This is a genomic window from Hymenobacter siberiensis (assembly GCF_018967865.2).
In the GTDB taxonomy this organism is placed as follows: Bacteria; Bacteroidota; Bacteroidia; order Cytophagales; family Hymenobacteraceae; genus Hymenobacter; species Hymenobacter siberiensis.
The window spans coordinates 2,199,417-2,226,164 of record NZ_JAHLZY020000001.1; the positions used below are offsets into that span (position 1 = coordinate 2,199,417).

Sequence of the window (26,748 nt, forward strand, 5' to 3'; positions counted from 1 at the left end):
AGCGTCCGTGCAGCTGGAGTAGGGTTGCGCTACTCCCCGTGCAGCGGTGGTGCGGGCAGCCGGAATATATCGCGCAGGGCGCGGCGGGCCGCGTAGTAGCCGCACATGCCGTGCACGCCGCCGCCGGGAGGCGTGGCCGAAGAACAGAGGTACAGCCCTCGCTGCGAGGTACGGTAGGGCGAGGCCCGCAGGGCCGGACGGGTGAATAGCTGGCCGATATCGAGCAGGCCGCCGTTGATGTCGCCGCCCACGTAGTTGGGGTTGTACGCCTCCATCTGGGCGGTGTCGAAGGTGTGGCGGGCCAGAATGCGGTCGCGAAAGCCGGGCGCAAACCGTTCGACCTGGCGCTCGATGGCGGCCGTCATGTCCACGCGCGAGCCGTTGGGGACGTGGCAGTAGGCCCAGGCGGTGTGCTGCCCGGCCGGGGCGCGGGTGGTGTCGAAGAGGCTTTGCTGGGCCAGCAGCACGAAGGGCTGCGCCGCGTGCTGGCCCCGTGCCGAGGCTTGCTCACTGGCGGCAATCTCGGCCAGCGTATTGCCCAGGTGTATGGTGCCGGCTTGGGCACATTCGGGGGCGGTGAAAGGAATGGGCGCGGCCAGCGCCCAATCAATTTTGAATACGCCCATGCCGTAGCGGTAGCGCCGCAGCTGCCACTGGTAAATGCTTGACAGGCTGTGCCCGGCAATCTGGAGCAGCTGCGCCGGCGTGACGTCGAGCAGCACGGCCCGTGCCGCCGGCAGCTGCGCCAGCGAAAGCACGTAAGTCCCGGTTTCGACCTGCCCGCCCAGGGCGATGAAATGCGCCAGCAGCGCATCGGCAATGGCCTGCGAGCCACCTTTGGGCAGGGGCCAGCCGCCGCGGTGGGCCGCAATGAGCAGCACCAGGGCAGCGGCCGACGTGGTGAGGTTGCTCAGCGGCTGAATGGCGTGGGCGGCCATGCCGGCCAGTAGGCCTTTGGCTTTTTCGTGGGTGAAGCATCGCGCCAGCACCGTGGCTGGGAGCAGCGCCGAGAGGCCAAATCGGGCCATATCGAGCGGGTGCCGGGGGAAATGCAGCGGGGCCAGCACGTCGTTGGCAATGTTGGGCCACTGGGCCACGAGCGGGCCAAGCAGGTGCTGATAGGCCTCGGCATCGAGGCCGAGGCTGCGGGCGGTATCGGCCAGCGACGCGGCCACGGCGGCGGTACCGTCATCGAACGGGTGGGCGGCGGCCACGGGCGGCGTGAGGTATTCCAGCCCGTAGCGGGCCAGTGGCAGCGTCTGGAAATAGGGCGAGGCCGCCGCCAGTGGGTGAATGGCGGAGCAGATGTCGTGGCGAAAGCCGGGCAGAGTCAGCTCAGCCGTGCGCAGGCCGCCACCGATTTCCCGCTTGCCTTCGAGCAGTAGGACCGACAAGCCCGCCTGCTGCATTACAATGGCCGCCGCCAGCCCATTGGGGCCGGAACCGACGACGACGGCATCATAGCTGGGCGTACGCATGTGGGGTGGGGTTTAGGTATAGTTTGATGTAAAAGAACGTTAGCATGACCTCATTTCAAGCGGCCCAGCCAGCGGCAGCATTCAAGCGCGACAAGTAGGATGTACGGCCCGAGGGTTACGGGAACCCGCTCAGGCGCGGGCCGGGCCATCCGCAGTCCAAGGGTAAAGATGGGCCAGCCACAGCTCAGCCAGCCAATGGAATCGCGCAACTGCCATACGGTGCCGGCCGCTCCCGCTTTACCTTTGTAGTAGGGCGCAACTTTCGCCTACCGCCCCTGGTTTTTGGATTATGAATAAAACGTATTGCCCCAGCCTCACTGAATACAAGCGCCGCGTGTCCCGCGTGGTCAACATTGGCGGCGTGCCGATGGGCGGCGACTACCCCATCCGCGTGCAGAGCATGACCACCGTGGATACGATGGATACGATGGGCTCGGTGGAACAGACGCTGCGCATGGTAGAGGCCGGCTGCGAATACGTGCGCATCACCGCGCCCAGTATGAAGGAGGCCCAAAACCTGCTGGAAATCAGGAAAGAGCTGCGCAAGCGGGGCTGCAACGTGCCGCTCATCGCCGACATTCACTTCACGCCCAATGCCGCCGAGTTGGCCGCCCGCATCGTGGAGAAGGTGCGCGTGAACCCCGGCAACTACGCCGATAAAAAGAAATTCGAGGAAATTGAATACACCGACGCCACCTACGCGGCCGAGGTGGAACGCATCCGCGAGCGGTTCCGGCCGCTGGTCCAGATTTGCAAGCAGCACGGCACCGCTATGCGCATCGGCACCAACCACGGCTCGCTGAGTGACCGGATTCTGAGCCGCTACGGCGACACGCCGCTGGGCATGGTGGAGTCGGCGCTGGAGTTCCTGCGCCTCTGCGAGGAAGAGAATTACTACGACGTGGTGCTGAGCATGAAGGCCAGCAACACCCAGGTGATGGTGCAGGCCTACCGCCTGCTGGTGCAGAAGCTCGACGAGGAAGGCCTGCAGCCCTACCCGCTGCACCTGGGCGTGACCGAGGCCGGCGAGGCCGAAGACGGCCGCATCAAGAGCGCCGTGGGCATTGGTACGCTGCTCGAAGACGGCCTCGGCGATACTGTGCGCGTGTCGCTCACCGAAGCCCCCGAAGCCGAAGCCCCGGTGGCCCGCATGCTGATTGACCGCTACACGGGGCGGGCGGCCACGGCCCGGCCCATCAAGCCGCTGGTGGGCGAGGAGCCGATTAATCCATTCCAGTATTTCCGCCGGCACACGCACGAAGTGGTCAATTTCGGCGGGCAGAACGTGCCCCGCGTCGTAGCCGATTTATCGCGCCTGCCACACCTAGAGTATGGCGACCTGCGCGCCGCTGGCCACCTGTATTCGCCCTTCCTCGATAAGTTTCAGATGGGCGACCTGGGGGCCGACTACATCTACACCGGCGAGCGGCCCGTGCCCTACATGCTGCCCAACGGCTTGAAGGAAATCGTGACCTTCACGGCTTGGCGCGACGCCGGCCACCGCCCCGAGCACTACCCGCTGATGACGCCTGACGCCTACCTGGCCACCACGCCCGCGCAGCGCCACCCACAGCTCAATTTCCTGCTGGCCGACCTGGCGGCGCTCACTTCCGAAATGCTCCAGCACCTGCGCATCGACCAAACGGTGGTGCTCACCCTCGAAACCAGTAACGCCCACGCCATGCCGGAGCTGCGCCGGGCCTTTTTCGATTTGATAAACGCTGGCATCACCTGCCCGGTGGTGGTGCGCCGCTGCTATACCATCGAGAACCCCGCCCAAACCCAGCTCGATGCCGCTACCGACGTGGGCGGCCTGCTCATCGACGGTCTCGGCGACGGTATATCGCTCTGCACCGATGCCCTGCCCAACCAGGAGCAGGACGCTTGGCTGCGCGATATCGACACCCTGAACCAGCTCAGCTTCGGCATTCTGCAGGCGGCCCGCACCCGCATGAGCAAAACCGAATACATCAGCTGCCCCAGCTGCGGCCGCACCCTGTTCGACCTACAGGAAACCACGGCCATGATTCGCAAGCGCACCGACCACCTCAAGGGCATCAAAATCGGCATCATGGGCTGCATCGTGAACGGTCCCGGCGAAATGGCCGATGCCGACTATGGCTACGTGGGCGTGGGCAAGGGCAAAATTGCCCTCTACCGTGGCCAGGAAGTCATCAAGAAATCGGTGCCCGAGGAGAGGGCCGTGGACGACCTGATTGAGCTGATGCGCGAGGACGGAAGGTGGATTGAGAAGGAGGTGTTGGGGGAGCCGGTGGGAAGTTAAATAATTCTTTTGCGAATGAAAATCCAGCTATTTGCAGGCCCAATTGCCCTTGGGGTAATTGAATCAAAAGTTATTGATGATTCAATGGGCGTAGTAGGAGGGGTCTTACAGCCTTCAACTGCTTACTTAACGGAGTTTCAATCCTTCTTTCGCAGGCATATACAACAGCCCAATTGGCGAGCATTGGCAGGTTTAGAATTAATCGGAGTACTTCCGACTAATGAAATTCTGGAATGTGTCGGTGGTATTTGCCTCACTGATATTGAAGAATGTGCTGAAATTAATGTAGAATTCTGTGGACTGAATCAGCGTGTAATAAGCCTGATTTAATAAGGCGTAGGCTACGGTGGTTAATCAAGAATCTATTTGCACTTCTCTTTCCTTCGCGTGTCTATAATATGCGCAATTTTCCAGCCGTCGGCCAGCTTCACCAACTGAAATGAGTCGTAGCCGCAGTGGCTAAAATGGCTGCCCCGGTAGAACTCGTAGGGCGCCCACACGCTGGCCAGGTTAGCATCGATTAACACCCGCTCGAACTGCACCCGTTCGTCCCAGCTTTCGGAGTGGGGCGTGCCCACGGCTTTCAGAAAGCCGTTGATGGATTCGATTTCCAGCGTGGGCGGCTGGCCGGGCTGGCCGCCGAACCCGTGGAATACGGCCGCCGGGGCCAGCGTGCGGCGCACGGCGGTGCTGTCGCCGCGCCGCATGCCGTCGAAAAAGGCGGTGATGGTTTGTTTCACGGCGGCGGTTTCGGCAGCGGCTTTTTGGGCGTGGGCGACGGGCGTGGCGGCGGCCACCAGCAGCAGGACGGGAATCAGCTTCATCTACTTGGTTTTATTGGATTCAGCGACGAAGGAAAGCATGCCGCGTCACAAATCTTTCTGGCGCTTCTGATGTTGTCTTTAAGCAACTAAACCCGCCCCGCCATGAACGGTAAAAACCTCTTCAATTTCGGTCCTGTACTCGGCTATTACTTCCGTGGTAAAGACCCCAGCCGCAAGAATAACTTCAACATGAAGACCATGCACTTCATCAATAAGCTCAGCCTGGCCATGTTCCTGGTGTGCCTGGTGGTGATGCTGTTCCGCTACGTATTGTAGCGTTTGGAGTGCTATGAACATTGAGGATTTTCGCGACTACTGCCTGCTAAAATCCGGCGTGACCGAGCACACACCGTTCGGGCCCGATACCTTGGTGTTTAAAGTGGGCGGCAAAATGTTCGCCCTGACCGACATCAACACCTTTGCCAGCATCAACCTGAAGTGCGACCCCGAGCGGGCCGTGGAACTGCGCGAGGCGCACGATTACGTGCTGCCCGGCTACCACATGAACAAGCAGCTCTGGAATACCGTGCTCATCGGAGCCGGCGCGCCCGATAGCCAGCTGCGGGAGCTGATTGACCACTCGTATGATTTGGTGCGGACCTCGCTCCCCAAGGGCGTAAAGGCTGCGTTGGAGCAATAGTAGCTTGGACTCTGCGAGCGTGAGCGTAGCGAGCATCTTGCATTGGAGACCGTTTGGTTCCGCATGCTCGCTGCGCTCACGCTCGGACTCGCAGAGTCCAAGCTACTGTGCTACTGTCCCACCAGGAACACGGCGTTGCCGAATAGCAGCTTGCCGCCCTGCCAGAAGGCGCGGAACAGCGGGTTATCGCCCAGGTACACCACTTCGCCGCGTCCCAAATCCTGGGTGCCGAGCACGAAGGTATCGGCCAGCTGCTTGCGGGCCTTGGTGCCGATGAAGCCGGCCGAGTAGCTATTCTTTTTGATGACGCCTACGTTCCAGCCGCCCTTGCCTAGGAAGCTGTAGTTGAGCGGGTTGCGCACCAGGGCGTAGTACGTGTCGCTGTAGCCAAAGGCCAGCGGGTGGGTGTTGTCGAGCTGCACGCGGTACACGCTGCCCTGCACGGCATCTTCGGCTTCTTCGCGCTCCGAGTCGCCGTAGCGGCGCAGCAGCTGGTAGGGGTTGTCCTTGGCGGCTTTTTTGATGGCCACGCTGTCGGCAACCTTGGTTTTCAGGAGGAAATCCTTTTTGTTGGCCAGGAACTTGGCCGCGCCTTCGAGGGCGATGAGGCGGCCACCGTCGCGCACCCAGGCCTTGAGGCTTTCCAGCGATTTATCCGAATACAGGTCGGTATAGTTGCCGTTGGGCAGGATGAGGACGTCGTATTTCTGCATCGAAACCCGGTTCAGATAATCGGACCCCAGCACCGTGAGCGGGTAGCTCAGCTGCTGCTCGAAGAAGTGCCACACCTCGCCAAAGGCCGTGGCATCGATGCCGGGACCGGCCACCACGGCCACGTTGGGCGTCTTCACGAAGTGCACCGAGCCGGAGCCCAAGTCGCGGCCCGTGGTGGAGAAGCCTGATTTCACGGCCATAACCGTGGTGCCGGCCGAGTCGGCCTGGGCACGTACCAGCTGGTCGAACCGAGCCCCGAGGCCCTCGTTGCCGGTGCGGGTGATGATGAGCGTGCCGGGCGCGTACTGCTGGCCTTCCGACTCGAACGCCTTTTCGGCGTACCGCACCTTCACTTTCTGCTGCAGCAGGCGGCTGAGGAAGCGCACGTCCTGTAGGCTGTTCCAGCGGGCCAGGTAGGCGTAGGGACGGGCATCGGTAGCGGCGCTGCCCTTCACGGCCGGCGCGGAGGCGGCGGCACCCGAGGCATCGAGGCGGCCGGCCACGGCGTAGGCTTTCAGGCCAAACGCGTAGGGCAGGGCCCAGGAGGTGATGTCGTAGGTGAGGGAGTCTTCGAGCTGCGGGCGCGGCTCGAACAGCACCTTTACCAGCGTCGACTTGGGCTGGTACATGCTGATAACCACATCCTGCGGCTCGATGGTGACGTCGCCGTTTTTGCCGGTGGTGTAGTTGAAGCCGCGCGTTTTGGTGCGCTTGGGCGCGTAGCCGTAGCGAATCTGGTTGCGGTCGAGGTACTGGGTGAAGGCGTGGAGCTGGCCGGGGTCGTTGCCGGCGGCCATCACGTAGCTTTTGTACTCGCCCTGGGGCTTGCTGGCGGCGTTGGCGAAGTAGCTCTGGAACTCGCGCAGCAGGTCGTCGTGCCGCTCGGCGGTGGCCTGAATGGTGGCGCGGCTGGCGGCGTGGTGGTGCGCGATGCGCTGAGCTAGCGTCAGGGTGTCGCCGTCGAGGCGGGCGTAGGCCACGCCGGCGGGGCCACCGCCGCCCTGCTCATACGTCATGCCGATGGCGCCGTTGAAGCTGGGCCAGGTGTCGCCGTAGGTAGGAGCGTAGAGGTCGTAGACTTCGCGGGTGAAATACAGCCAGTTATTCTTGTCGAAAGCCACCTTGTTGTAGTCGCCCAGCACGCCCTGGAACTTGCGCTGCCATGCCGTGAGGTCGGCGTGGTAGGGCTTGGCGGCGGGCGAGAAGTAGTAGGTGTTGTTGGGGCCCATCTCGTGGAAGTCGGCGTGCACGGCCGGCAGCCACTGGTTGTAGAGGGCAATGCGCTGCTTGGTTTCCTGCTGGGTTTGCCAGGCCCAGTCGCGGTTCAGGTCGAAGTAGTAGTGGTTGAAGCGGCCGCCGGGCCAGGGCTCGTGGTGCTCCCAGGAGTCGGGGCTGGTGTTGGGCGATTGGTTGCGCACGCGGTTGTACCAGTTCACGTACCGGTCGTGGCCGTCGGGGTTGATGCAGGGGTCGACGATGACCACGGTATTTTTCAGCCAGTTCTGCATCTGCTGGTCCTGGGGGTTGGCCAGGTCGTAGAGCACCTGCATCACGGCTTCCGAGCTCACGGCTTCGTTGCCGTGCACGTTGTAGCTCAGCCAGCACACGGCCGGCTCCTGGCGTTTGGCGCTGCCGCTTTCGAGGCCGGCGAGGCGCAGGTTGTTGTGACGCACCTCGTCGAGGCGGCCGAAGGATTCGGCGCTGGCAATCTGAACCACTTCGAGCGGGCGCTTCTCGTAGGTGCTGCCGTAGCGCACCAGCTTCATGCGGCCGGGCGTGTGGGCGGTGATGTGGGCCACGTAGCGCAGCAGCTCGGCGTGGGGCGTGAACTGCGCGCCCAGTCTGTAGCCCAGGAACTGCTCGGGGGTGAGCAGCGGGCCGATGGCGTCGGTAGTAGGCGTCTGGGCGCGGGTGGGGTTACAGGCCAACACCGCGACTAATAAGGCCGCCAGACGCAGGAAACTGGAGATTTGAAAAGGAAATGCCCTTTTCAAGCGGGAGCAATACGCGAACATCGAAAACGAAATAGTGGTTTTGAAGCCACAAGGTAGGGCACAAAATCAGGTGCGAGTGGGTTATTTCTGAATGCGGCAATCGCGGCATCCCGCCATCGGTAACTTTGCCTGTACCCCCTTAACTTTGAGCTATGGACCTGATTGTAACCGTACCCGACGACCGGGTGAATTTCGTGAAGAAGCTTCTGCGGGAGCTTAACCTCTCTGTCAAGCCGGCTAAAGCCGCGAAGCAGAGGCCTTCTGCGTTGTCAGTCGCGCAACAACAACAACTGGCTAAAGCTCTAGAACACTCACTGCACCAAGTTGAACTTCATCAGCAAGGAAAGATAACACTGCCTTCAGCTTACGATTCGCTTGATGAAGTATAGCATTATTTTTACCGGTGATTTCAAGCGTCAGTTCAAGGAGCTAAAGAAAATAGACTTGTTCTTCAATAAGAAATCGGACATTTTCCAAGCCATATTCGGAGCCAGAAACGGGCGCTGTTCAAAGAATCCGAGGATACTGGCTTAGCCAAGCTAAACACGCTGCCTTGTTGCCCGAAGCAGCGAAAATTTTCAGGCATTTCTTATTCGGGAACAAGTCTAAAGTATAACTCAGCGGCAGCAGATTTATCTGTTCTGCTGGCAGAGTTGCAGGACAACCTGTAAGCAGGCGAATCTCTGGGACGCAACTGCTACAAAGTCCGGGTCAAAATAAAAGCCAAGAATACCGGCAAAAGCGGAGGAGCGCGGGCAATCACCTGTGTAAAGCTCGTCGATGACGTAATTTATTTGCTCGCTATTTATGATAAGTCCGACCAAGCAACAACTTCAGATAAAGCAATAGATGCTATTCTGACGAGTATCAGAATTAAATGCAAACGGCCCGCTGCAATTGCAGCGGGCCGTTTGCTTGTGCGGCAAGCTTTAGCTTGCCGTTATGTATTGGCGACGATAATACGGCAAGCTAAAGCTTGCCGCACAACTCACTACACCACCACGTTAACCATCCGGCCTTTCACCACAATCACCTTCTTGGCGGTTTTTCCCTCGCCGTGCTTGGCCAGGAAATCCGACGCCAGCACGGCGGCTTCAATCTCGGCGGGAGTAGCGGCGGCGGTAAACTCCATTTGCTCGCGCACTTTCCCGTTGATGGCCAGCGGGTACACCACGTTGGCTTCCACCAGGTATTCTTCGCGGAACTCGGGGTAGCCGGCGTGGCTGATGCTGCCGGCCTCGTGGCCCAGCTCCTGCCACAGCTCCTCGGCGAGGTGCGGGGCATAGGGCGACACCAGCAGCACGAGCGGCTCCAGGATGGTGCGCTTGTGGCACTTGAGGGCCGTGAGCTCGTTCACGGTAATCATGAACAGGCTGACGGAGGTGTTGAAGCTGAACTTCTCAATGTCTTCCTGCACCTTCTGGATGGCGCGATGCAGCACCTTCAGCTCGGCGGGCGTGGCGGGCTCATCGGTTACGGCCAGGTCACCGTCTTCGGGGTGGAAGAGGCGCCAGAGCTTCTTGAGGAAGCCGCTCACGCCGCTGATGCCGTTGGTGTTCCAGGGCTTGTACTGCTCCAGCGGGCCGAGGAACATCTCGTAGAGGCGCAGGGCGTCCGCGCCGTATTTGCCAATTAAGTCATTCGGATTGACGACGTTGAATTTGGCTTTCGACATTTTTTCAACTTCCCAGCCGCTGATATACGTTCCGTTTTCTTCAGGAATAAATTCAGCAAAATGATAATCAGGCCGCCATTTCTTGAAGGCTTGCATATCAAGCACGTCATTCTCTACAATGCTGACATCAACGTGCAGAGGAGTTATACTTAAATCTTCTGCTGTTGTGGCATGAAAAACAGCATCAGGATATTTATTCAGCAAGCTGCTAATTCGAATGCGGTACCACGAAAGTATTACTTCTGTAGCAGCAGCTTTTTTGGCTGCATCGTCAGATAGGAAAGAATCGGTTAAGCTTTTGGTAACGAATAGTGTTGGAAGTTCCTCAGGACTAATTTCTAAACTCCGGCCAGGTTTTGGATTGTAGGTAAATGAAAGATTTGCCCGATACACGAAATTCGACCGGCCCAGAATCATCCCCTGGTTAATCAGTTTCTGGAAGGGCTCTTTGCTGCTGACGAGGCCCAAATCCTTCAGGAACAGGTACCAGAAGCGGGCGTAGAGCAGGTGACCGGTGGCGTGCTCGGCCCCGCCCATGTAGAGGTCCACGCTGCCCCAGTAGTGCTCGGCCTCCTCCGACACGAAGCGGGCTTCGTTGGTGGGGTCCATGTAGCGGAGGTAGTACCACGACGAGCCGGCCCAGCCAGGCATGGTGCTCAGCTCGTAGGGGTATTTGTCCTTATAAAGCCAGTTCTGGGCGCGGCCCAGAGGCGGCTCGCCGGACTCGGTGGGCTTGTATTCGTCGATTTCGGGCAGTACGAGGGGCAGGTCGGCCTCGGCAATGCCATAGGCGGTGCCGTCCTTGTAGTAAATCGGAATGGGCTCGCCCCAGTAGCGCTGGCGGCCGAAAATGGCGTCGCGCTGACGGAAATTCACCTTGCCTTTGCCCAGGCCCTTTTCTTCGAGGAAGGCAATGAGCTTGGGCGTAGCCTCCCTATAGGTGAGGCCGTTGATGATGCCAGAGTTGATGTAGCGGCCTTCCTTGGTGGGGTCGGCCTGCTGGTCGAGGTCCTTTTGGGCGTCGGAAATGGCCGGAATCGGGAGGTCGAAGTGCTTGGCGAAGAGGTAGTCGCGCTGGTCGCCGCTGGGCACGGCCATCACGGCGCCGGTGCCGTAGCCGGCCAGTACGTAGTCGGCCAGCCAGATTTGCACGGGCTCGTTGTTCACCGGGTTCAGGGCGTAGGCCCCGGTGAACACGCCGGACACGGCCTTCACGTCGGTCATGCGGTCGCGCTCCGAGCGGCGCTTGGTGGCGGCGATGTACTCGTCCACGGCAGCGCGCTGCTCGGGCGTGGTGAGCGTGTCCACCAGCTCGTGCTCGGGGGCTAGCACCAGGAAGGTGGCCCCGTAAATGGTGTCGACGCGGGTGGTGTATACCTTGATTTGGGCGTTTTCGTGGTCCTGCACCGGGAAGGTGACTTCGGCCCCGATGCTCTTGCCAATCCAGTTGCGCTGCATCTCTTTCACGGCATCGGGCCAGTCGAGTTGGTCGAGGCCCTGCAGAAGGCGGTCGGCGTAGGCGGTGATGCGCAGGTTCCACTGCGGCATGAGGCGGCGCTCGACGGGGTAGCCGCCGCGCTCGCTCAGACCGTCTTTCACTTCATCATTGCTGAGCACTGTGCCCAAGCCGGGGCACCAGTTCACGTAGGTATCTTGCTGGTAGGCGAGGCGGTAGGGGAGCACGGCGGCCAGCTTCTGCTTTTCGCTGAATAACTGCCACTGGCCGGCCGAGAAGCTGAGGCGGTCACCATCGTCCCCGGCGGCGCGGATGCCCTCGCTGCCGGTGGTGGCAAAGCGGGCGGTGAGGTCGGTGAGGGGTTCGGCTTTGTTGGTGTCGAGGTTGTACCAGGAGTTGAACAGCTTGAGGAAAATCCACTGCGTCCACTTGTAGTAGGAGGTATCGGAAGTGCGCACTTCGCGGCTCCAGTCGTAGCTGAAACCCAGGCTGCTGAGCTGCTGCACGTAGGTTTCGATGTTCTTCTCGGTGGTGAGCGCTGGGTGCTGGCCGGTCTGGATGGCGTACTGCTCGGCGGGCAGGCCGAAGGAGTCAAAGCCCATGGGATGCAGCACGTTGAAGCCGCGCAGGCGCTTGTAGCGCGTCACGATATCGGAGGCAATGTAGCCCAGCGGGTGCCCTACGTGCAGGCCCGCCCCGCTGGGGTAGGGAAACATGTCGAGTACGTAGTACTTGGGCTTGGCGGAGTGGTTGTGGGCCTGGAAGGTGTGGTGGGCTTTCCAGTGGGCCTGCCACTTCTTTTCAATTTCTTCGGGACGGTATGCGGGCATCTTGCGCGGAGTTTATTCTGGGCAAAGGTAGGACGTAGGAGAAAGTAGGGCGAAATTTGTTGTGACGACTGTTGTAATAGTACGCAACCGGCAGCGCCTCACCCCTGGCCCCTCTCCTTTTCGGAGAGGGGAGCCAGCCGACTTTGTAGGGAGCATAACCGGTACTCCCTCTCCTTTTCGGAGAGGGGGTCAGGGGGTGAGGCGCTCCCGACTACCTGACGCCCCCATTTGCCCCCGATATTCCGCCACCCATGGCCCGCATCCCCAAAGAATTAGTTGACCAGATTATCCAGACCGCCGACATCGTGGAAGTCGTCGGCGACTTTGTGCAGCTCAAGCGCAAGGGCCAGAATCTATGGGCCAACTGTCCGTTTCATAACGAGAAATCGCCCTCGTTTTCTGTTACGCCAGCCAAAGGCTTCTTCAAATGTTTTGGCTGCGGCAAGTCCGGCGATGCGGTGCGATTCATCATGGAAATTGAGGGGAGTAGCTACCCCGAAGCGTTAAAATACCTCGCCCGCAAATACGGGATTACCGTTCAGGAAGAAGAAAAGACCCCGCAACAGCAACTGGAGCAGAACGAGCGGGACTCCCAGTTCATTGTTTCGGACTTCGCCAAAAATCACTTCCACCGCCTGCTGCAAAACTCGGAGGAGGGCATGAGTATCGGCTATGGCTACCTAAAGGAGCGGGGACTGAACCTGAGCACCATTCAGACCTTTGAGCTGGGCTACTCGCTCGACGCGTGGGACGACCTGATGAAGGCCGCCGAAACGGCGGGCTACGACAAGAAATACCTCGAAAAAACCGGCCTCACAGTCATTCGTACCGATGACCAAGGGGCTGATACTGGGCGGCGCTACGACCGGTTTCGGGGCCGGGTGATGTTCCCGATTCACAACATCGGCGGTCGGGTGGTAGGCTTCGGTGCGCGTACCCTGAAGCGCGACGACAAGATGGCGAAGTACCTGAACTCGCCGGAGTCGGAAATTTACCACAAGTCAGACGTGCTGTATGGCCTGTTTCAGGCCCGGCAGGCAATTCGGACAGAAGAAGTCTGCTACCTAGTGGAAGGATACCTGGATGTACTCTCGCTGTATCAGGGCGGCATTAAGAATGTAGTAGCCTCGTCGGGTACTTCACTCACCGAAGGCCAGATTCGACTTATCAAGCGGTATTCTGATAACGTGACGGTGCTATATGACGGCGATGCGGCCGGCATAAAGGCCTCGCTACGCGGCACCGATTTGTTGCTCGAAGGCGGCCTGAACGTGCGCGTTGTGCTCTTCCCCGACGGCGACGACCCCGATAGCTACATCCGCAAAGTGGGCGACCAGCGCTTCACCGAGTATATCGAAACTAAGAGCCAGGACTTCATCTCATTTAAGACAACGCTAGTGGCCCGCGAGGCCTCCGGCGACCCGGTGAAGAAGGCGGAAGCCATTCGCGATGTGCTACACAGCATCGCCAAAGTGCCTGATGCCATTAAGCGGCAAGTGTTTTTGCAGCAAACAGCGACGGTATTCGGTATTGATGAGCAGGTGCTTATCACCGAATACAACAAAGTGGCGCGGAAGCCCGCGCCGCGCCCTGGCGTCGTGAGTAACGGCCAGCAGCCCGGCCAGCCAGCCGCACCGCGTGGCATGACCCACGAAGAGGAAATACAAGCTCTCATGTATGGAGCTGACCCATCGGAACTGCAAAGCGCGGGCATTAACAATACCGCTGAGGATTTTGGGGAGTTTGATACGGTACCGGACGTGCTCCAGACCTGCGAGCGCGAGGTACTGCGGCTGATGGTGTTGTATGCGCCGCGTGAAGTTGAGCCAGAAATTAGCGTCGCGGCCTATTTTATGAGTCAGCTCGATGATGCACCATTTAAAACGCCACTCTTTGCAGAAATGTGGGAGGCTTGTCGGCAGGAACTGCTTGCTGGCCGTTTCCCCGAAGTGCGTACACTGGTTCAGACGGAGCGAGAGGAAATTCGCTCCCTAATCACGGATTTGGCTACGGAGCGTTACGAAATTAGTCCCAACTGGCGTACAAAAGAAATATACGTATTTAACGAAGTAGACCTAATGGGTCAAGCTTGTGAGAATGCGCTTCGACGGCTAAATAAGTGCAATGTCCAACGGGAAATCATTGCCTGCCGAGATGCCCTAGCAAAACCAATGGAGTGGGATGAAATGGTGATGATAATGCGCCGTAAAATGGAGCTTGAGACAATTGACAAAGAGTTGGCAAAACAGTTAGGTACAATCATACCTCGTGGTAATTAAGTGGTTACATTAATAGGACTTACGCACTTCAAAAGCTATGTAACCTGAAAATCAACGACTTGCATTCAAGACGTATATTTGTTATATTGCTGTTTTTCAGTTGGTTAGTGTTTCAACTGCGTAAGTCCTAATTAAACTAGAATGCTCCAACGCCTCAACATCAATCGCCTGATTCTGGCCGTCATCCTCACTATGATGAGCCTGATTATTGGCATGACCGGCTTCACCTACATCGAGCATTACGGGCCCATCGATGCGTTCTACATGACGGTGACCACCGTGGCCACGGTGGGCTTTGGCGAAATTCACACATTTTCGGAGATGGGGCGGCTGTTCGTATCCATCTACATCCTCTACAATCTGGTGGTGGTGGCCTACCTCGTGTCAGTTTTCTCTTCTTTTATCTTTGACGGCGAGCTGCGCAAAATTTACAAAATGATTCGAACCGACCAGGAGATAAAGCGTTTCAGCGGCCACGTTATTGTGTGCGGCTTTGGCCGCAACGGCCGCCGCGCCTACCAGGAGCTGCGGGCCAGCGGGGCCCGCGTGGTGGTGATTGAATCCAATCAGGAGCTGATGAAAAACATCACCGGGGGCCATACCGGCGAGGATTACGACGGCGATGGCGTGCCCGGCGGCAGCATCTTCACCGTCTTTGGCGATGCCACCACCGACTTGGTGCTGAAGCAGGCCGGCGTGGAGCGGGCCTCGGCTCTCATCACCTCGCTGCCCAAGGATGCCGACAACGTGTTCGTCGCCCTCTCGGCCCGCGCCCTGAACCCGCGCATGAAAATCATCGCCCGCGCCTCGCTCAAAACCTCGGAAAGCAAGCTCCTCTCGGCCGGGGCCGACTCGGTGGTGATGCCCGACGAAATCGGCGGCTCGCATATGGCCAAGCTGGTGGTGCGGCCCGAAGTAATCCGCTTTCTGGACCTGATTTCGGGCCTCAGCGCCGACAAGCTGCGCCTTGAGGAAATGACGTTTCAGCAAATCCGGCGCGATTTGCACGGTCGCACCATCCGCGAGCTTGATGTGCGCTCCATCACCGGGGCCACCATTATCGGCCTGCGCCAGGCCAATGGCTCGCTGCTGGTGAGCCCGCCCGTGGACTACGTACCCATTGCCGGCGATGTGCTGCTCGTGCTCGGCAGCGAGGAGCAGATTGAAAACTTCGAAGTGCGCTTCCGGCAGCTGTAATTGAGTTAAGGGTTAGGAGTTAAAAGTTAAGAGTTGGGATGATGAATCAGCCAGTTCTCGTAACTCTTAACTCTTAACCCTTAACTCCTAACCCATCTAAATGCACATTCTGCAACTCTGCCCGCGCGTTCCTTACCCGCTCACTACCGGCGGGGCCATTGCGATGTATGACGTGGCCGCCGGCCTCGTGCAGGCCGGCCACCGCGTGACCATGCTGGCCATCAATACGCCCAAGCACCACCAGCCGGCGGATGCGCTGGTCCACCTCGGACCGAATTTTTGGTTGGTGACCGTGGATGTGGATACGGATATTACCCCCCTGCGGGCCCTGAAAAACTTGCTTCTGAGCCGCCAGCCCTACATTGTGGAGCGGTTTATCAGTCCGGCCGTGGCGGCGAAGTTTAAGGAGCTGCTCACCACTCAATCCTTCGACGTGGTGCAGCTGGAAGGAACATTTACCGCCTGGTATGCGGGTTTTTTGACCGCGCAGGGCGCGAAGAGCAACCGGCCGACTGCGCAAAACCTGCCGCCAATTGTGCTGCGGGCGCACAATGTTGAGTACTCCATTTGGGAAATGCTGGCGGGCCGAAGCGGTAACCCATTGAAAAAATGGTACCTGGGAGACATGGCCGCCCGCCTCAAGAAATTTGAAAAGTGGATGCTGCATCGGGTCGATGCCGTGGCCGCCATCACCGACGATGATGCGCAGCGGCTGCAAGCCATGGGCTGCCCCGAGCCGGTGGTTTTCATTCCGGCCGGCGTCGATTTTGCCCGCTTTCAGCCCGACCCGCTGGTCAAGTCCAAACCGCGTACCCTCTTCATGATTGGCTCGCTGAACTGGCTGCCCAACCTGGAGGGCCTGCACTGGCTGCTGCGCGAAGTCTGGCCCATCCTCCACGCCGAAATGCCCGATGTGGAGCTGCACATTGCCGGCAGCGGCACCCCCGACGACCTGCTGCGCCCGCGCACCGACAACGTGTTCGTGCACGGCTTTGTAGCGTCGGCCCCGGCCTTTATGCAGCAATACGAGCTGATGCTGGTGCCGCTGCTCAGCGGGGGCGGCATGCGCATAAAAATCATCGAGGCCATGGCCCTGGGCAAGGCCGTGCTGAGCACCACGCTGGGCGCCGAAGGCATTGCCGTGCGCGACGGCCACGACATTGTGCTGCGCGACACCGCCGCTGAGTGGCTGGATGCGCTCCGCGCATGGGGCCGCCAGGAGCTGCCCGTAGCTGCCATCGGCGCGGCCGCCGCCCACACCGCCACCCATACCTACGACCGCCGCCGGGTAACCGGGCAGTTTGTGGACCTTTACGAGCGGCTGCGGCCGGTGCCGGCCGCATGATAACGGCCGCGCTTCTGCTCGTGTTTTGGGGCTGCCTGCTGCTGGTGGCGCATACCTACGTGCTGTTTCCGGTGCTGCTGGGCCGGCTGGCCCGGGGCCGCCGGCAAAACCCGGACGTGTACGCGGCCGGTGCCTCCGACCTGCCGGCCGTGGATATCCTGCTGGCTGCGCACAACGAGGAAGCCGTGATTGCCGAAAAAATCCGCTCCACGTTCGCCACCACGTATCCGCTCGACCGGCTGCGGCTGCTGGTAGGCTCCGATAATTCCTCGGACCAGACCAATGTCCTGCTGGCCGCGTTGGCCGAAAAATACCCGCAGCTGCACGTCGAAGCCTACGGCCAGCGCACCGGCAAGCCCGGCGTGATTGACCGGCTGGCCCGGAAGGCCACCGCCCCGGTGCTGGTGCTCACGGATGCGAACGTGTTTTTCGAGCCTGACACGCTGTTTGAGCTCGTCAAGCACTTTCATAATCCCGCCATCGGTCTGGTGGGCGGCAATATTCTCAACCCCGACCATCGGGCCGAAGGTATTTCGGGCCAGGAGAAAGCCTACCTGGAGCGCGAAAACCGGATGAAATACCAGGAGGGCGTGGTGTGGGGTGCGATGATGGGCGCTTTCGGCGGCTGCTTTGCCGTGCGGCGCGCCTGCTACCACCCCGCCCCGGCCGAGTTTCTGGTCGACGACTTTTACATCACCATGGCCGTGCTGCGCGATGGCTACCAGGCCATCAACGAGCTGGACGCCATTTGCTACGAGGACGTGTCGGACCATCTGCCCGAGGAGTTCCGCCGGAAGGCCCGCATCTCGGCCGGTAACTTTCAAAATCTGGGCGAGTTCCGCCGGCTGCTGTGGCCGCCTTGGCGCGGCGTGGCGTTTGCGTGGTGGTCGCACAAGGTGCTGCGCTGGTGCACGCCGCAGCTGCTGCTGCTGCTGCTGGCCGCCACGGTGGGCCTGGTAGCGCGCGGGACGGGGTGGTTTTTCTGGCTGGCGCTGGTCGGCCAGGTGGGCCTGCCGCTGCTGCTGCTGCTCGATGCCGCGCTGCAACGCACCGGCCGGCACCCCCGGCTTTTGCGCTTTATCACGCACTTTTATAGCATGAACGCGGCGCTGCTGCTGGGCTACTGGCGCTACCTGCGGGGCATTAAAACCACTGTTTGGCAGCCTACGCAACGCTTTCAGCAGGCGAAGTAAAGTAGCGCGGACTTTTAGTCCGTGCCCCCGTGCCGTTAAAGTCATTCAAGCGGCGCGGGGATGCGGACTAAAAGTCCGCACTACTGCTAGGTGCTAAACGGGGACGCAGCCGGCCGGGGCTAACTTTGCACCGGCCCCCGCTGTTATGGCCCGAAATACCCCACCCCATGCTTGACTCCATCGAATCCGCCATTGCCGACATCCGGGCTGGCAAAGTTGTCATCGTAGTTGACGACGAAGACCGCGAAAACGAAGGCGACTTCATTTGCGCTGCCGAGTGCGCTACGCCCGGAATTATCAACTTCATGGCCACCCACGGCAGGGGCCTGGTATGCGCCTCGCTGCCCGAAGAGCGCTGCGAAGCCCTGGGGCTTGACTTGATGGTGGGCCACAACACGGCCCTGCACGCCACGCCGTTTACGGTATCGGTCGATTTGCTGAAGAACGGCGTGACCACCGGCATCTCGGCCTCCGACCGCAGCAAGACCATTCTGGCCCTCATCGACCCCACCACCAAGCCCGAAGAGCTGGGCAAGCCCGGTCACATCTTCCCCCTCAAGGCCCGTAAGGAAGGCGTGCTACGCCGTGCCGGTCACACCGAAGCGGCCGTGGATTTGGCCCGCCTTGCCGGGCTGGCTCCGGCCGGGGTGCTGGTCGAAATTCTGAAGGAAGACGGCGAGATGGCCCGCCTGCCCGACCTCGAAATTGTGGCCAAAAAATGGGACCTGAAGCTGGTTTCGGTGCAGGACCTCATCAAGTACCGCCTCGCTACCGAAAGCCTCATTACCCGCGAAATCTCGGTGCGGATGCCTGCCGAGGACGGCGACTTCGACCTCTATGCCTTTACCCAGAACTCAAACGGGGCCAAGCACCTGGCCTTGGTAAAGGGCGATATCAGCGGCCCCGAGCCGGTGCTCGTGCGCGTGCACAGCTCGTGCGTGACGGGCGATATCTTCGGCTCGTGCCGCTGCGACTGCGGCCCGCAGCTGCGCCAGGCCATGCGCCAGATTGAGCGCGAAGGCCGGGGCGTGATTGTGTACATGAACCAGGAGGGCCGGGGTATTGGCCTGCTCAACAAGCTCAAAGCCTACAAGCTCCAGGAGCAGGGCCGCGACACCGTGGAAGCCAACGAAGACCTGGGCTTCCAGGGCGACGAGCGCGACTACGGCGTGGGAGCCAGCATCCTGCGCGACCTCGGCGTGCGCCAGATGCGCCTGCTCACCAACAACCCCAAGAAGCGCACTGGCCTCATCGGCTACGGCCTCGAAATCGTGGAAACCCTGCCCATCGAAATCGACTCAAATCCGCACAACGAGGTGTATCTGACAACCAAGCGCGACAAGATGGGTCACGAGATTATGCGCGTGGTGTCTGCCGAAACGCCGGCGGCGTAGCGAAGCCCCGTAGGGACGGCATGTCGGTAGTGACAGCTGCCTGTTTTAGCTTTAAAGCCCCAGCGGGGCGACACTTGCTTAACGAGTGTCGCCCCGCTGGGGCTTTGTTATGTTGTTTGCGTTGGATACTACCGATATGCCGCTCCGCTGGGGCTATGGCGCTGTACTACCCCAGCGCCAGCTGCTGCCGCAGCAGCGTAAGCACCGACTGCGCGGCGTATTCTGTGTTCAGGGCGCGGCCCCGGTCCAGCACGTACTCGCGGCTGATGGTTTGGGTGGCATCGGCGTAAGCGAGGCACACGGTTCCCACTTTCTTGGTTTCCGTGGCGCCGGTGGGACCGGCAATGCCGCTGGTGGCCACGGCCACGTCCACGCCCAGGCGGCGACGGGCGCTCTCGGCCATCTCGCGCACCGTGGCCTCGCTCACGGCTCCGAATTCGGCCAGGGTTTCGGTTTTCACGCCCAGCTCCTGCTGCTTGATGTCGTTGTGGTAGGCCACGATGCTACCCCGGAAATAAGCCGAGCTACCCGAAACGCTGGTCAGGCGCTGGGCCACCAGACCGCCGGTGCAGCTTTCGGCGGTGCCAATGGTGAGGTTTTTGGCGAGCAGCAGCTTGCCGATGGCGGCTTCGAGGGTGGTTTCTTCTTCGGCAAAAATGTATTCGCCGATGCGTTCGCGCAAGGCGGGCAGCAGGGCCAGCATGCGGCCGCGCAGGTCGGGCCAGCCGTCGTCGGAGCCGGTCAGGCGCAGGCGCACGGCCCCGAAGCTGGGCAGGTAGGCCAGCTTGATGTTGGCAGGCAGGGCATCTTCCCAATCCTCGATTCTCTGGGCCAGAAACGACTCGCCAAGGCCGGCCGTCATCACTACCACATGCTCGATAGGGGCGATATTAAACTGGGCCTGCAGGCGCGGCAGCACGTGGTCGGTCATCAGGCGCTTCATTTCGAAGGGCACGCCGGGCATGCTCACAAAAATGGTGCCCTGGTCCAGAAACCACATGCCGGGGGCCGTGCCCACGGCGTTGTGCAGCACCTCGCAGTTGGCCGGCACCAGGGCCTGCTGGCGGTTCACGTCCAGCATGGGCCGCTGGAAGCGCTTGAATATTTCCTCCACATGGAGCAGCGTAGGCTCGTGCATCACCAGCCCGGTGCCGAAGTAGCGGGCGAGGACGTGCTTGGTGAGGTCGTCCTTGGTGGGGCCGAGGCCGCCGGTGATGAGCACTACCTGCGCCCGTTGCCGGGCTAGGTCCAGGGCAGCCACAATCTCATCGGCCCGGTCCGAAACCGACGAAATCTGCCGCACGCGCAGACCGATTTTGCCTAGCTCCTGGCCCATAAAGGCCGAGTTGGTATCGATAACCTGCCCGTACAGCAGCTCGTCGCCGATGGTCATGATTTCGACATCGGGCGGCGCGGCGTGGGTAGTCGATAAGGGGCTGGATTTGGGGGTTAGCTGTGCCGTGGGCATGTGTTGGGCGAAAAAAATAGGTTTGGCCGCAAATTTGTCTTCAATTTGCACAAGCGGCGGTCCAAGGACAGCCATAGGGGCCATCCGGTTTTCCCGTCGCGTCAGTTTATTTCATGTTTACTCGCATTGCCAGTGCCTTGCTCGTAGCCGGCCTGCTGGCCGCTTCGGCCCCCGCCGCCCACGCCCAGACCACCGCTGCCAAGAAAGCTGCCGCCGCCAAAGCTGCCGCCGCCAAGACGGCCGCCGCGAAAAAAGCCGCTGCTGCCAAAGCTGCCGCCGCCAAAACCGCCGCTACCAAAGCGCCGGCCCCCGTGGCCGCGCCCGTTGCGCCCCTCACCGAAGCCCAGGCCAGCGCCGGCATCAAAGAAGCCCTGAATAAAGGCATTGTGAAGGCCGTGCAGTTTGCCTCCGAGCCCGACGGCTTCAACCTGAACGACGACATTCACATTCCCGTGCCGCCCGACCTGGAAATCGTGAAAAGCACCGTGGGCCGCCTGCCGGGCATGAGTCTGGTGTTCACCCAGCTCGAAACGCAGCTCAACCGCGCCGCCGAGGCTGCCGCGCCCAAAGCCAAGGATATTTTCCTCAACGCCCTGGCTAACATCAGCATCACCGATGCTCTCACGTTGGTAACCAGCAGCTCGACCGATGCGGCCACGCAGTTCCTGCGCAAGTCGACTCAGCAGCAGCTGATTATGGCCTTCCACCCCGACATTGAAACCGCCATCGACCAGGTGGGTGCCGGCCGCGCCTACGCCACCGTGACCGACAAATACAACAAGATTCCGCTCATGACGCCCGTCAACCTCAGCCTGGCCGACTACACCACCCAGAAAGCCGTGAATGGCCTGTTCATCCTGCTGGCCAATGAGGAAGCCAAAATCCGCAAGAACCCCGCCGCTCGCACCAGCGACATTCTTAAGTCGGTATTTGGCCGATAAAAAGTTGCTGGTTTCTGGTTCATAAAAATGCCCCGACTGAATTTTCAGTCGGGGCATTTTTATGAACCAGAAACCAGTTTAATAGTCGTCGCTGTCGAAGCTGCTGCCGCTGCGGCTGCCCCGGCCACTGCTGTAGCCTTCGTCCTCATCATCGTTGTCGTCGGCAAAATCGTCGTCGTCATCGTCGAGGCTGGTGAAGCCGCCGCGGTCGGAGTTTTCGGCGCGCTCGGCTTCCACAAATTCTTCTTCGCTCATGTTGGCCAGGTCCAGGGCCTCGTCGTGCGACGAGCCCGTGTCGGTCCACATCAGGTAATCGGCGTATTTGGCCGAGAGGCGGTCTTCGGTATTGCCAATGGCGGCAGCGCCGCCTTTCTTGGCGTAGGAGTCTAGGTTATCGTCGTCGTCGAGCAAGTCGTCGTCCAGGTCGTCGTCATCAATCATGGCCGGGGCGGATTAGGTTGAAGTGAGAAATGATGCTTGAATAGGCCGCAAAGATACGGCCGTGGCGGATTTTCGGTTCCATTTCCGCCTCTTTGGTGTGGAGAAAAAAGATAAGCTCAGGCTTGGGAATGGAACTTCTACCGGCCCGCCAAGATATTATTCCGGGCAAGAAATCAGGTAGTTAAAAGCCCGCAATTGAAGATTATTGCCCGCGTACCGGTTGGAAATCTGTTACCACTAATTGCTCGTCGCAAAAGCTGTACTCGGCCGGTACATTGGAGCTGAGCAGCAGCGTGCGTCCGGCGCGGGTGGCCTGCACATGCTCCTGGTACCAGGCCACGCCGGTGGTATCGAGGTTGGTGGTGGGCTCGTCGAGCAGGAGCAGGGGCGCATCGGCATACAGCGCCAACCCCAGCTTCAGCCGCTGCTTCATGCCCGACGAAAACTCGCGCACCAGCTGGTGCCGCGCCTTTTCGAGGTACATGATGCCGATAAGCTGGTCAATCGTTACGCCGGGCCGCAGCGGCTTGAACTGCGTGTGAAACTGCAGCATCTCCAGCAGCGTCAGCTCCTCCAGTAGCTCCAGGTAGGGCGCGGCGTAGGCCAGGTGCCGGGGCACGTCTTCCACGGTCAGGGCGCGGCCGGCCAGCGAGTAGGTCAGCGTACCCTCGGTGGTTAGTAGCTGCCCCGAAAAAGTGTTCAGCAGCGTGCTCTTGCCCGCGCCGTTGGGTCCAAGGACGGCCGTAGCGCTGCCCGGCCGAAACGTGTGTGTCAGGCCCCTGAAAATCCAGTCGCGCTGGAAGCGCTTACCCAGGCCGGTGGCGGTGATTTGCAAAGCGGGAATGTTGATTTTTTAACAAGAGAACGTCATGCTGAGCGTAGTCGAAGCAGCTCTGCCGCGCAACTAATCCAATCGACTGGGATTACTGCTGCGGGAGAGCTGCTTCGACTACGCTCAGCATGACGTTCTTTTTTGCCTCAATGCCAAGGCAAGAAGTAACTACTCCGACTCGCTGCCGTCGGCCCGGCCGCGCTTGGGGCCTTTAATAATGCCCCGCGTGGCGGCCCGCACAAATTCCAGGGCCAGGTCGCGCTCGGGCGTAGCGGGCAGCTCGCGTTCAATCTGCGTTAGCGCATCGTGGTTGTTCAGGCCGCCCAGAAAAAGCGTGCGGTATAGCTGCTGCACCATGTTGATGGATTCTTCGGAGAAGCCCCGGCGGCGTAGGCCCACCGAGTTGGCCCCGGCGTAGGAGAGGGGCTCGCGGCCCGCTTTCACATACGGCGGCACGTCCTTGCGCACCAGCGAGCCGCCCGATACCATGGCGTGTGCCCCGATTTTAACAAACTGGTGCACCGCCGACGACCCGCCCACAATGGCGTAGTCGCCAATTTCGACGTGGCCCGCCACCTGCACGGTATTGGCCAGAATGCAGTGATTACCAATGATACAGTCGTGGGCGATGTGCACGTAGGCCATCAGCAGGCAGTAACTGCCCACGCGGGTTTCGCCCTGGTCCACGGTGCCGCGGTTCACGGTCACGCACTCCCGAACCACGGTGTAGTCGCCGATAACGGCGGTGGTTTGCTCGCCGGCAAACTTCAGGTCCTGCGGCACGGCCCCAATCACGGCCCCGGGGAATATCTGGCAGTTGGCCCCGATGCGCGTCCCGTCCATGATGGTCACATTCGGCCCAATCCAGGAGCCCTCCCCGATTTCGACATCGGCCGCAATGGTCGTAAACGGCTCAACGGTGACGCCCGCCGCGAGGCGAGCAGAAGGGTGAATATAGGCGAGGGGGGAAAGCATTCTTCAGTTGAGAGTTAAGAGATAAAAGTTAAGAGTTATGAGGTTTCATTGGAAAGAGTCAACAATTGGATTGCAAGCGTGCGGTTCAATTCTTAATTCTTAACTCTTAACTTTTAACTGTCCTTGCGGACAATGGCGGCGCTCATTTCGGCTTCGCACACCACTTTGCCATTCACGAAAGCCTGGCCGCGCATTTTGGCAATGCCGCGCTTGATGGGGGCCAGCAGCTGGCAATGATACACGATGGTATCGCCGGGCAGTACCTTTTTGCGGAAGCGGGCATTCTCGATGCCCAGGAAATACTGCCAGTAGTTTTCGGGGTCCGACACGGTGTTCATGACCAGAATGCCGCCGGTCTGGGCCAGGCCTTCAATCTGGAGCACGCCGGGCATCACCGGGTTGCCGGGGAAGTGGCCCTGGAAGAACGGCTCGTTAATCGACACGTTTTTGACGGCCGTTACCACTTGGTCGTCCAGGTGAATGACCTTGTCAATCATCACAAACGGGTAGCGGTGGGGCAGCACCTGCATGATGCGGTTGATGTCCATTACCGGCTCGCGGTTGGGGTCGTACATGGGCACCGGGTTGGTGCGCGACTCCAGCATCTTTTTCTTGATTTTCTTGGCGAAGGCCACGTTGGCGGCGTGGCCGGGGCGGGCGGCCAGAATCTGGCCTTTCAGCGGGCGGCCTACCAGGGCGAGGTCGCCCACGAGGTCGAGCAGCTTGTGGCGGGCGGGCTCGTTTTTGTGGCGCAGGTCCACGTTGTTCAGAATGCCCTCTTTCTTGACCGATACGCGGGGCTTGCCCAGCATTTTGGCTAGGTCCGAGAGCTCATCATCGCTCACCACGCGGTCCACAACCACGATGGCGTTGCTCAAATCGCCGCCGCGAATGAGGTTGTTTTTGTAGAGCATTTCCAGCTCGTGCAAGAAGCAGAAGGTGCGCGACGACGCAATTTCTTCGCTGAACTTGCCAATGTCGTCCAGCGTGGCGTGCTGCGAGCCCAGCACCGGCGAGTTGTAGTCCACCATCACCGTGAGGCGATAGTCGGTGAGGGGCAGGGCGGCGATTTCCACGCCGCGCGCATTGTCCACGTACCGAATGCTTTCCGGGATTTCGTAGTAGTTGCGCAGCGCGTTCTGCTCTTCAAAGCCTACCGAAGTGAGGGCTTTGATGAACTCGGCCGACGACCCGTCCATGATGGGCGGCTCGGGGCCGCTGAGCTGAATGAGCACGTTGTCGAGCTGCAGGCCCACGAGGGCCGCCAGGGTGTGCTCCACGGTGTTGACGCGGGCGCCGTTCTGCTCGATGGTGGTGCCGCGGCTCAGGTCCACCACGTTGTCCACGTCGGCATCCACGATGGGCTGCCCGGGCAAATCGACCCGTTGAAACTTATAGCCGTGGCCCACCGGAGCGGGGCAAAACGTCATGGTGGCCTCTACGCCGGTGTGCAGTCCGATGCCGCGCACCGTCACGGGTGCCTGAATGGTGTGTTGCTTGTCGTTCATTTAATTAGCTGTTAGCCATTAGCTTTTAGCTTTTAGCTTCACAATGACCAGTCGAGATGCTAATAGCTAAAAGCTAATGGCTAACAGCTCAACTGAGTGCAAAGCTAGGGCTTTTCCGTCGCGTTTTTCACCTTCTCCAGCGAGGCCACGCGTTGTTCGAGTTCGGGCAGGCGGCGGAAAACGATTTGGGCGCGTTGGTTCTGCTTGAAGTCGAAGGCCGTGGAGCCTTGCAGGAAGGTGCCTTCCTGCTTCACATTCTTGCCGATGCCGGACTGCGCGGTAACGGTGGTTTTGTTAGCCAGCGTGACGTGGCCGGCCATGCCCACCTGGCCCGCCAGCACGCAATAGTCGCCGATTTTGGCCGAGCCGGCAATGCCCGTTTGTGAGGCAATGACGGTGTGCTGGCCAATTTCGACGTTGTGGGCCAGCTGCACGAGGTTGTCAATCTTGCTGCCCCGGCCGATGCGCGTGGAGCCCAGCGTGGCGCAGTCGATGGTGGCATTGGCTCCGATGCTCACGTAATCTTCGAGCACCACGTTGCCGATTTGCGGAATGGCTTTGTAGGAGCCGTCGGGCTGCGGGGCGAAGCCGAAGCCATCGGAACCGACCACGGCCCCGGCCTTAACGACGCAAAACTGGCCAATGACGGTATCCGAGTAAATTTTGGCCCCGGCGTGGATAACGCTGCCCGCGCCAATCGTGACCCGGTCGCCGATGTAGGCGTGGGGGAACACCAGCACGTTTTCGCCCAGCTTGCAACTCTCGCCGATGTAGGAAAACGCGCCCCGGTAGTGGCCAGCCCCAATCTCGGAGCTTTCCCCAATAAACGACGGCTGCTCCACGCCGCGCTTGCCGGTGCGGGTGGCCTGCGCGTAAAATTCCAGCAGCTGGCTGAAGGCAGTGTACGGGTTTTCGACCCGAATCAGGGCAGGCGTGATGGCGTGTTTCAGCTCCAGAGCCTGGCCCACAATGACGGCCGAAGCGCCGGTTTCGTAGAGAAACGGCTCGTATTTGCTATTCGAGAGGAAGGTGAGGGAGCCGGCCCGGGCTTCTTCAATCTTGGCCAGGCTGAAGATGCGCAGGGTAGCGTCGCCTTCCACGGTGCCGCCGAGGACTTCGGCAATTTGCTGAACGGTAAATTCCATAGTAAGGGGTAAAAGTAAGAGTCAGAACGGTCATGCAGAGCGCAGCGAAGCATCTTGCCCGCCACCACTAATTTTTAATCTTGCGATTGGATTACTTATTGCGGGCAAGATGCTTCGCTGCGCTCTGCATGACGT

At 60.3% G+C, this 26,748-nt stretch carries 21 protein-coding genes; 11 read left to right on the forward strand and 10 right to left on the reverse strand.

What is annotated here, in order from left to right; translation table 11 throughout:
- Positions 1 to 29 precede the first annotated feature (29 nt).
- Entirely contained in the window at positions 30 to 1,478 is a 1,449-nt protein-coding gene (locus tag KQ659_RS09810) for a phytoene desaturase family protein (RefSeq protein WP_216688955.1), read from the reverse strand.
- Positions 1,479 to 1,767: 289 nt separating this feature from the next.
- On the opposite strand from KQ659_RS09810, the gene ispG reads away from it, so the two are divergent.
- Together ispG and KQ659_RS09820 are read left to right on the forward strand one after the other, a co-directional pair.
- Positions 1,768 to 3,762 carry a (E)-4-hydroxy-3-methylbut-2-enyl-diphosphate synthase gene (gene ispG, locus KQ659_RS09815; protein WP_216688954.1) on the forward strand — a complete coding sequence of 665 codons (1,995 nt, stop codon included), beginning with the start codon at positions 1,768 to 1,770 and terminating at the stop codon, positions 3,760 to 3,762.
- 15 nt (positions 3,763 to 3,777) lie between these two features.
- Complete coding sequence (locus tag KQ659_RS09820; RefSeq protein WP_216688953.1) at positions 3,778 to 4,092, forward strand: hypothetical protein; 315 nt, start codon at positions 3,778 to 3,780, stop codon at positions 4,090 to 4,092.
- Between the two features lie 32 nt (positions 4,093 to 4,124).
- On the opposite strand, the gene KQ659_RS09825 is transcribed toward KQ659_RS09820, so the two are convergent.
- Positions 4,125 to 4,586 (reverse strand): nuclear transport factor 2 family protein, encoded by a 462-nt coding sequence (locus KQ659_RS09825; protein ID WP_216688952.1) that lies wholly within the window; start codon positions 4,584 to 4,586, stop codon positions 4,125 to 4,127.
- Positions 4,587 to 4,688: 102 nt separating this feature from the next.
- Here KQ659_RS09825 and KQ659_RS09830 point away from each other — a divergent pair, with 102 nt between their 5' ends.
- Positions 4,689 to 4,862 carry a DUF6728 family protein gene (locus KQ659_RS09830; RefSeq protein WP_216688951.1) on the forward strand — a complete coding sequence of 58 codons (174 nt, stop codon included), beginning with the start codon at positions 4,689 to 4,691 and terminating at the stop codon, positions 4,860 to 4,862.
- A gap of 13 nt (positions 4,863 to 4,875) precedes the next feature.
- Positions 4,876 to 5,226: an MmcQ/YjbR family DNA-binding protein gene (locus tag KQ659_RS09835; protein ID WP_216688950.1), complete on the forward strand. Its 351-nt coding sequence runs from the start codon at positions 4,876 to 4,878 to the stop codon at positions 5,224 to 5,226.
- A gap of 110 nt (positions 5,227 to 5,336) precedes the next feature.
- Here KQ659_RS09835 and KQ659_RS09840 read toward each other — a convergent pair whose 3' ends face one another.
- Entirely contained in the window at positions 5,337 to 7,871 is a 2,535-nt protein-coding gene (locus KQ659_RS09840; protein ID WP_226929920.1) for a M14 family metallopeptidase, read from the reverse strand.
- 215 nt (positions 7,872 to 8,086) lie between these two features.
- On the opposite strand from KQ659_RS09840, the gene KQ659_RS09845 reads away from it, so the two are divergent.
- Positions 8,087 to 8,323 (forward strand): hypothetical protein, encoded by a 237-nt coding sequence (locus tag KQ659_RS09845; protein ID WP_216688948.1) that lies wholly within the window; start codon positions 8,087 to 8,089, stop codon positions 8,321 to 8,323.
- A gap of 602 nt (positions 8,324 to 8,925) precedes the next feature.
- On the opposite strand, the gene KQ659_RS09850 is transcribed toward KQ659_RS09845, so the two are convergent.
- A complete protein-coding gene (locus KQ659_RS09850; protein ID WP_216688947.1) occupies positions 8,926 to 11,895 on the reverse strand; it encodes a leucine--tRNA ligase in 2,970 nt (989 codons plus the stop codon).
- Positions 11,896 to 12,146: 251 nt separating this feature from the next.
- Here KQ659_RS09850 and dnaG point away from each other — a divergent pair, with 251 nt between their 5' ends.
- The 5 genes from dnaG to KQ659_RS09875 all read left to right on the forward strand — a co-directional run bounded on the left by dnaG (position 12,147) and on the right by KQ659_RS09875 (position 19,303).
- On the forward strand, positions 12,147 to 14,174 hold the full coding sequence (gene dnaG, locus KQ659_RS09855; protein ID WP_216688946.1) for a DNA primase: 2,028 nt from the start codon (positions 12,147 to 12,149) through the stop codon (positions 14,172 to 14,174).
- A gap of 141 nt (positions 14,175 to 14,315) precedes the next feature.
- Positions 14,316 to 15,371 carry a potassium channel family protein gene (locus KQ659_RS09860; RefSeq protein WP_216688945.1) on the forward strand — a complete coding sequence of 352 codons (1,056 nt, stop codon included), beginning with the start codon at positions 14,316 to 14,318 and terminating at the stop codon, positions 15,369 to 15,371.
- Between the two features lie 100 nt (positions 15,372 to 15,471).
- Positions 15,472 to 16,716: a glycosyltransferase family 4 protein gene (locus tag KQ659_RS09865; protein ID WP_216688944.1), complete on the forward strand. Its 1,245-nt coding sequence runs from the start codon at positions 15,472 to 15,474 to the stop codon at positions 16,714 to 16,716.
- Between the two features lie 20 nt (positions 16,717 to 16,736).
- Positions 16,737 to 17,909, forward strand: a complete 1,173-nt coding sequence (locus tag KQ659_RS09870) for a glycosyltransferase (protein ID WP_216688943.1) — start codon at positions 16,737 to 16,739, stop codon at positions 17,907 to 17,909.
- A 167-nt stretch (positions 17,910 to 18,076) separates the two neighbouring features.
- The gene (locus KQ659_RS09875) at positions 18,077 to 19,303 is read left to right on the forward strand and encodes a bifunctional 3,4-dihydroxy-2-butanone-4-phosphate synthase/GTP cyclohydrolase II (RefSeq protein ID WP_216688942.1); all 1,227 of its coding nucleotides are present in this window, start codon (positions 18,077 to 18,079) and stop codon (positions 19,301 to 19,303) included.
- Positions 19,304 to 19,469: 166 nt separating this feature from the next.
- Here KQ659_RS09875 and KQ659_RS09880 read toward each other — a convergent pair whose 3' ends face one another.
- Positions 19,470 to 20,771, reverse strand: coding sequence for a competence/damage-inducible protein A (locus KQ659_RS09880; RefSeq protein WP_216688941.1), 1,302 nt, complete (start codon positions 20,769 to 20,771; stop codon positions 19,470 to 19,472).
- A gap of 113 nt (positions 20,772 to 20,884) precedes the next feature.
- On the opposite strand from KQ659_RS09880, the gene KQ659_RS09885 reads away from it, so the two are divergent.
- On the forward strand, positions 20,885 to 21,712 hold the full coding sequence (locus KQ659_RS09885) for a DUF4197 domain-containing protein (RefSeq protein WP_216688940.1): 828 nt from the start codon (positions 20,885 to 20,887) through the stop codon (positions 21,710 to 21,712).
- Between the two features lie 78 nt (positions 21,713 to 21,790).
- On the opposite strand, the gene KQ659_RS09890 is transcribed toward KQ659_RS09885, so the two are convergent.
- The 5 genes from KQ659_RS09890 to lpxD form a co-directional block, all read right to left on the reverse strand.
- Positions 21,791 to 22,153 (reverse strand): hypothetical protein, encoded by a 363-nt coding sequence (locus KQ659_RS09890; RefSeq protein ID WP_216688939.1) that lies wholly within the window; start codon positions 22,151 to 22,153, stop codon positions 21,791 to 21,793.
- 202 nt (positions 22,154 to 22,355) lie between these two features.
- Positions 22,356 to 22,988: an ABC transporter ATP-binding protein gene (locus tag KQ659_RS09895; protein ID WP_216688938.1), complete on the reverse strand. Its 633-nt coding sequence runs from the start codon at positions 22,986 to 22,988 to the stop codon at positions 22,356 to 22,358.
- A gap of 165 nt (positions 22,989 to 23,153) precedes the next feature.
- Positions 23,154 to 23,960 carry an acyl-ACP--UDP-N-acetylglucosamine O-acyltransferase gene (lpxA, locus tag KQ659_RS09900; protein ID WP_216688937.1) on the reverse strand — a complete coding sequence of 269 codons (807 nt, stop codon included), beginning with the start codon at positions 23,958 to 23,960 and terminating at the stop codon, positions 23,154 to 23,156.
- Between the two features lie 113 nt (positions 23,961 to 24,073).
- Entirely contained in the window at positions 24,074 to 25,468 is a 1,395-nt protein-coding gene (locus KQ659_RS09905; protein WP_216688936.1) for a bifunctional UDP-3-O-[3-hydroxymyristoyl] N-acetylglucosamine deacetylase/3-hydroxyacyl-ACP dehydratase, read from the reverse strand.
- A gap of 104 nt (positions 25,469 to 25,572) precedes the next feature.
- A complete protein-coding gene (lpxD, locus tag KQ659_RS09910) occupies positions 25,573 to 26,613 on the reverse strand; it encodes a UDP-3-O-(3-hydroxymyristoyl)glucosamine N-acyltransferase (protein WP_216688935.1) in 1,041 nt (346 codons plus the stop codon).
- Positions 26,614 to 26,748: the final 135 nt, after the last annotated feature.

Bases quoted from the DNA above. Each gene is read 5' to 3' on its own strand.
- KQ659_RS09845 (WP_216688948.1), top strand. From the start codon at position 8,087: ATGGACCTGATTGTAACCGTACCCGACGACCGGGTGAATTTCGTGAAG.
- KQ659_RS09890 (WP_216688939.1), bottom strand. From the start codon at position 22,153: ATGATTGATGACGACGACCTGGACGACGACTTGCTCGACGACGACGAT.
- KQ659_RS09860 (WP_216688945.1), top strand. From the start codon at position 14,316: ATGCTCCAACGCCTCAACATCAATCGCCTGATTCTGGCCGTCATCCTC.
- KQ659_RS09880 (WP_216688941.1), bottom strand. From the start codon at position 20,771: ATGCCCACGGCACAGCTAACCCCCAAATCCAGCCCCTTATCGACTACC.
- KQ659_RS09850 (WP_216688947.1), bottom strand. From the start codon at position 11,895: ATGCCCGCATACCGTCCCGAAGAAATTGAAAAGAAGTGGCAGGCCCAC.
- lpxA (WP_216688937.1), bottom strand. From the start codon at position 23,960: ATGCTTTCCCCCCTCGCCTATATTCACCCTTCTGCTCGCCTCGCGGCG.
- KQ659_RS09825 (WP_216688952.1), bottom strand. From the start codon at position 4,586: ATGAAGCTGATTCCCGTCCTGCTGCTGGTGGCCGCCGCCACGCCCGTC.
- lpxD (WP_216688935.1), bottom strand. From the start codon at position 26,613: ATGGAATTTACCGTTCAGCAAATTGCCGAAGTCCTCGGCGGCACCGTG.
- KQ659_RS09875 (WP_216688942.1), top strand. From the start codon at position 18,077: ATGCTTGACTCCATCGAATCCGCCATTGCCGACATCCGGGCTGGCAAA.
- ispG (WP_216688954.1), top strand. From the start codon at position 1,768: ATGAATAAAACGTATTGCCCCAGCCTCACTGAATACAAGCGCCGCGTG.
- KQ659_RS09820 (WP_216688953.1), top strand. From the start codon at position 3,778: ATGAAAATCCAGCTATTTGCAGGCCCAATTGCCCTTGGGGTAATTGAA.
- KQ659_RS09810 (WP_216688955.1), bottom strand. From the start codon at position 1,478: ATGCGTACGCCCAGCTATGATGCCGTCGTCGTCGGTTCCGGCCCCAAT.
- KQ659_RS09885 (WP_216688940.1), top strand. From the start codon at position 20,885: ATGTTTACTCGCATTGCCAGTGCCTTGCTCGTAGCCGGCCTGCTGGCC.
- KQ659_RS09905 (WP_216688936.1), bottom strand. From the start codon at position 25,468: ATGAACGACAAGCAACACACCATTCAGGCACCCGTGACGGTGCGCGGC.
- KQ659_RS09835 (WP_216688950.1), top strand. From the start codon at position 4,876: ATGAACATTGAGGATTTTCGCGACTACTGCCTGCTAAAATCCGGCGTG.
- dnaG (WP_216688946.1), top strand. From the start codon at position 12,147: ATGGCCCGCATCCCCAAAGAATTAGTTGACCAGATTATCCAGACCGCC.
- KQ659_RS09865 (WP_216688944.1), top strand. From the start codon at position 15,472: ATGCACATTCTGCAACTCTGCCCGCGCGTTCCTTACCCGCTCACTACC.
- KQ659_RS09830 (WP_216688951.1), top strand. From the start codon at position 4,689: ATGAACGGTAAAAACCTCTTCAATTTCGGTCCTGTACTCGGCTATTAC.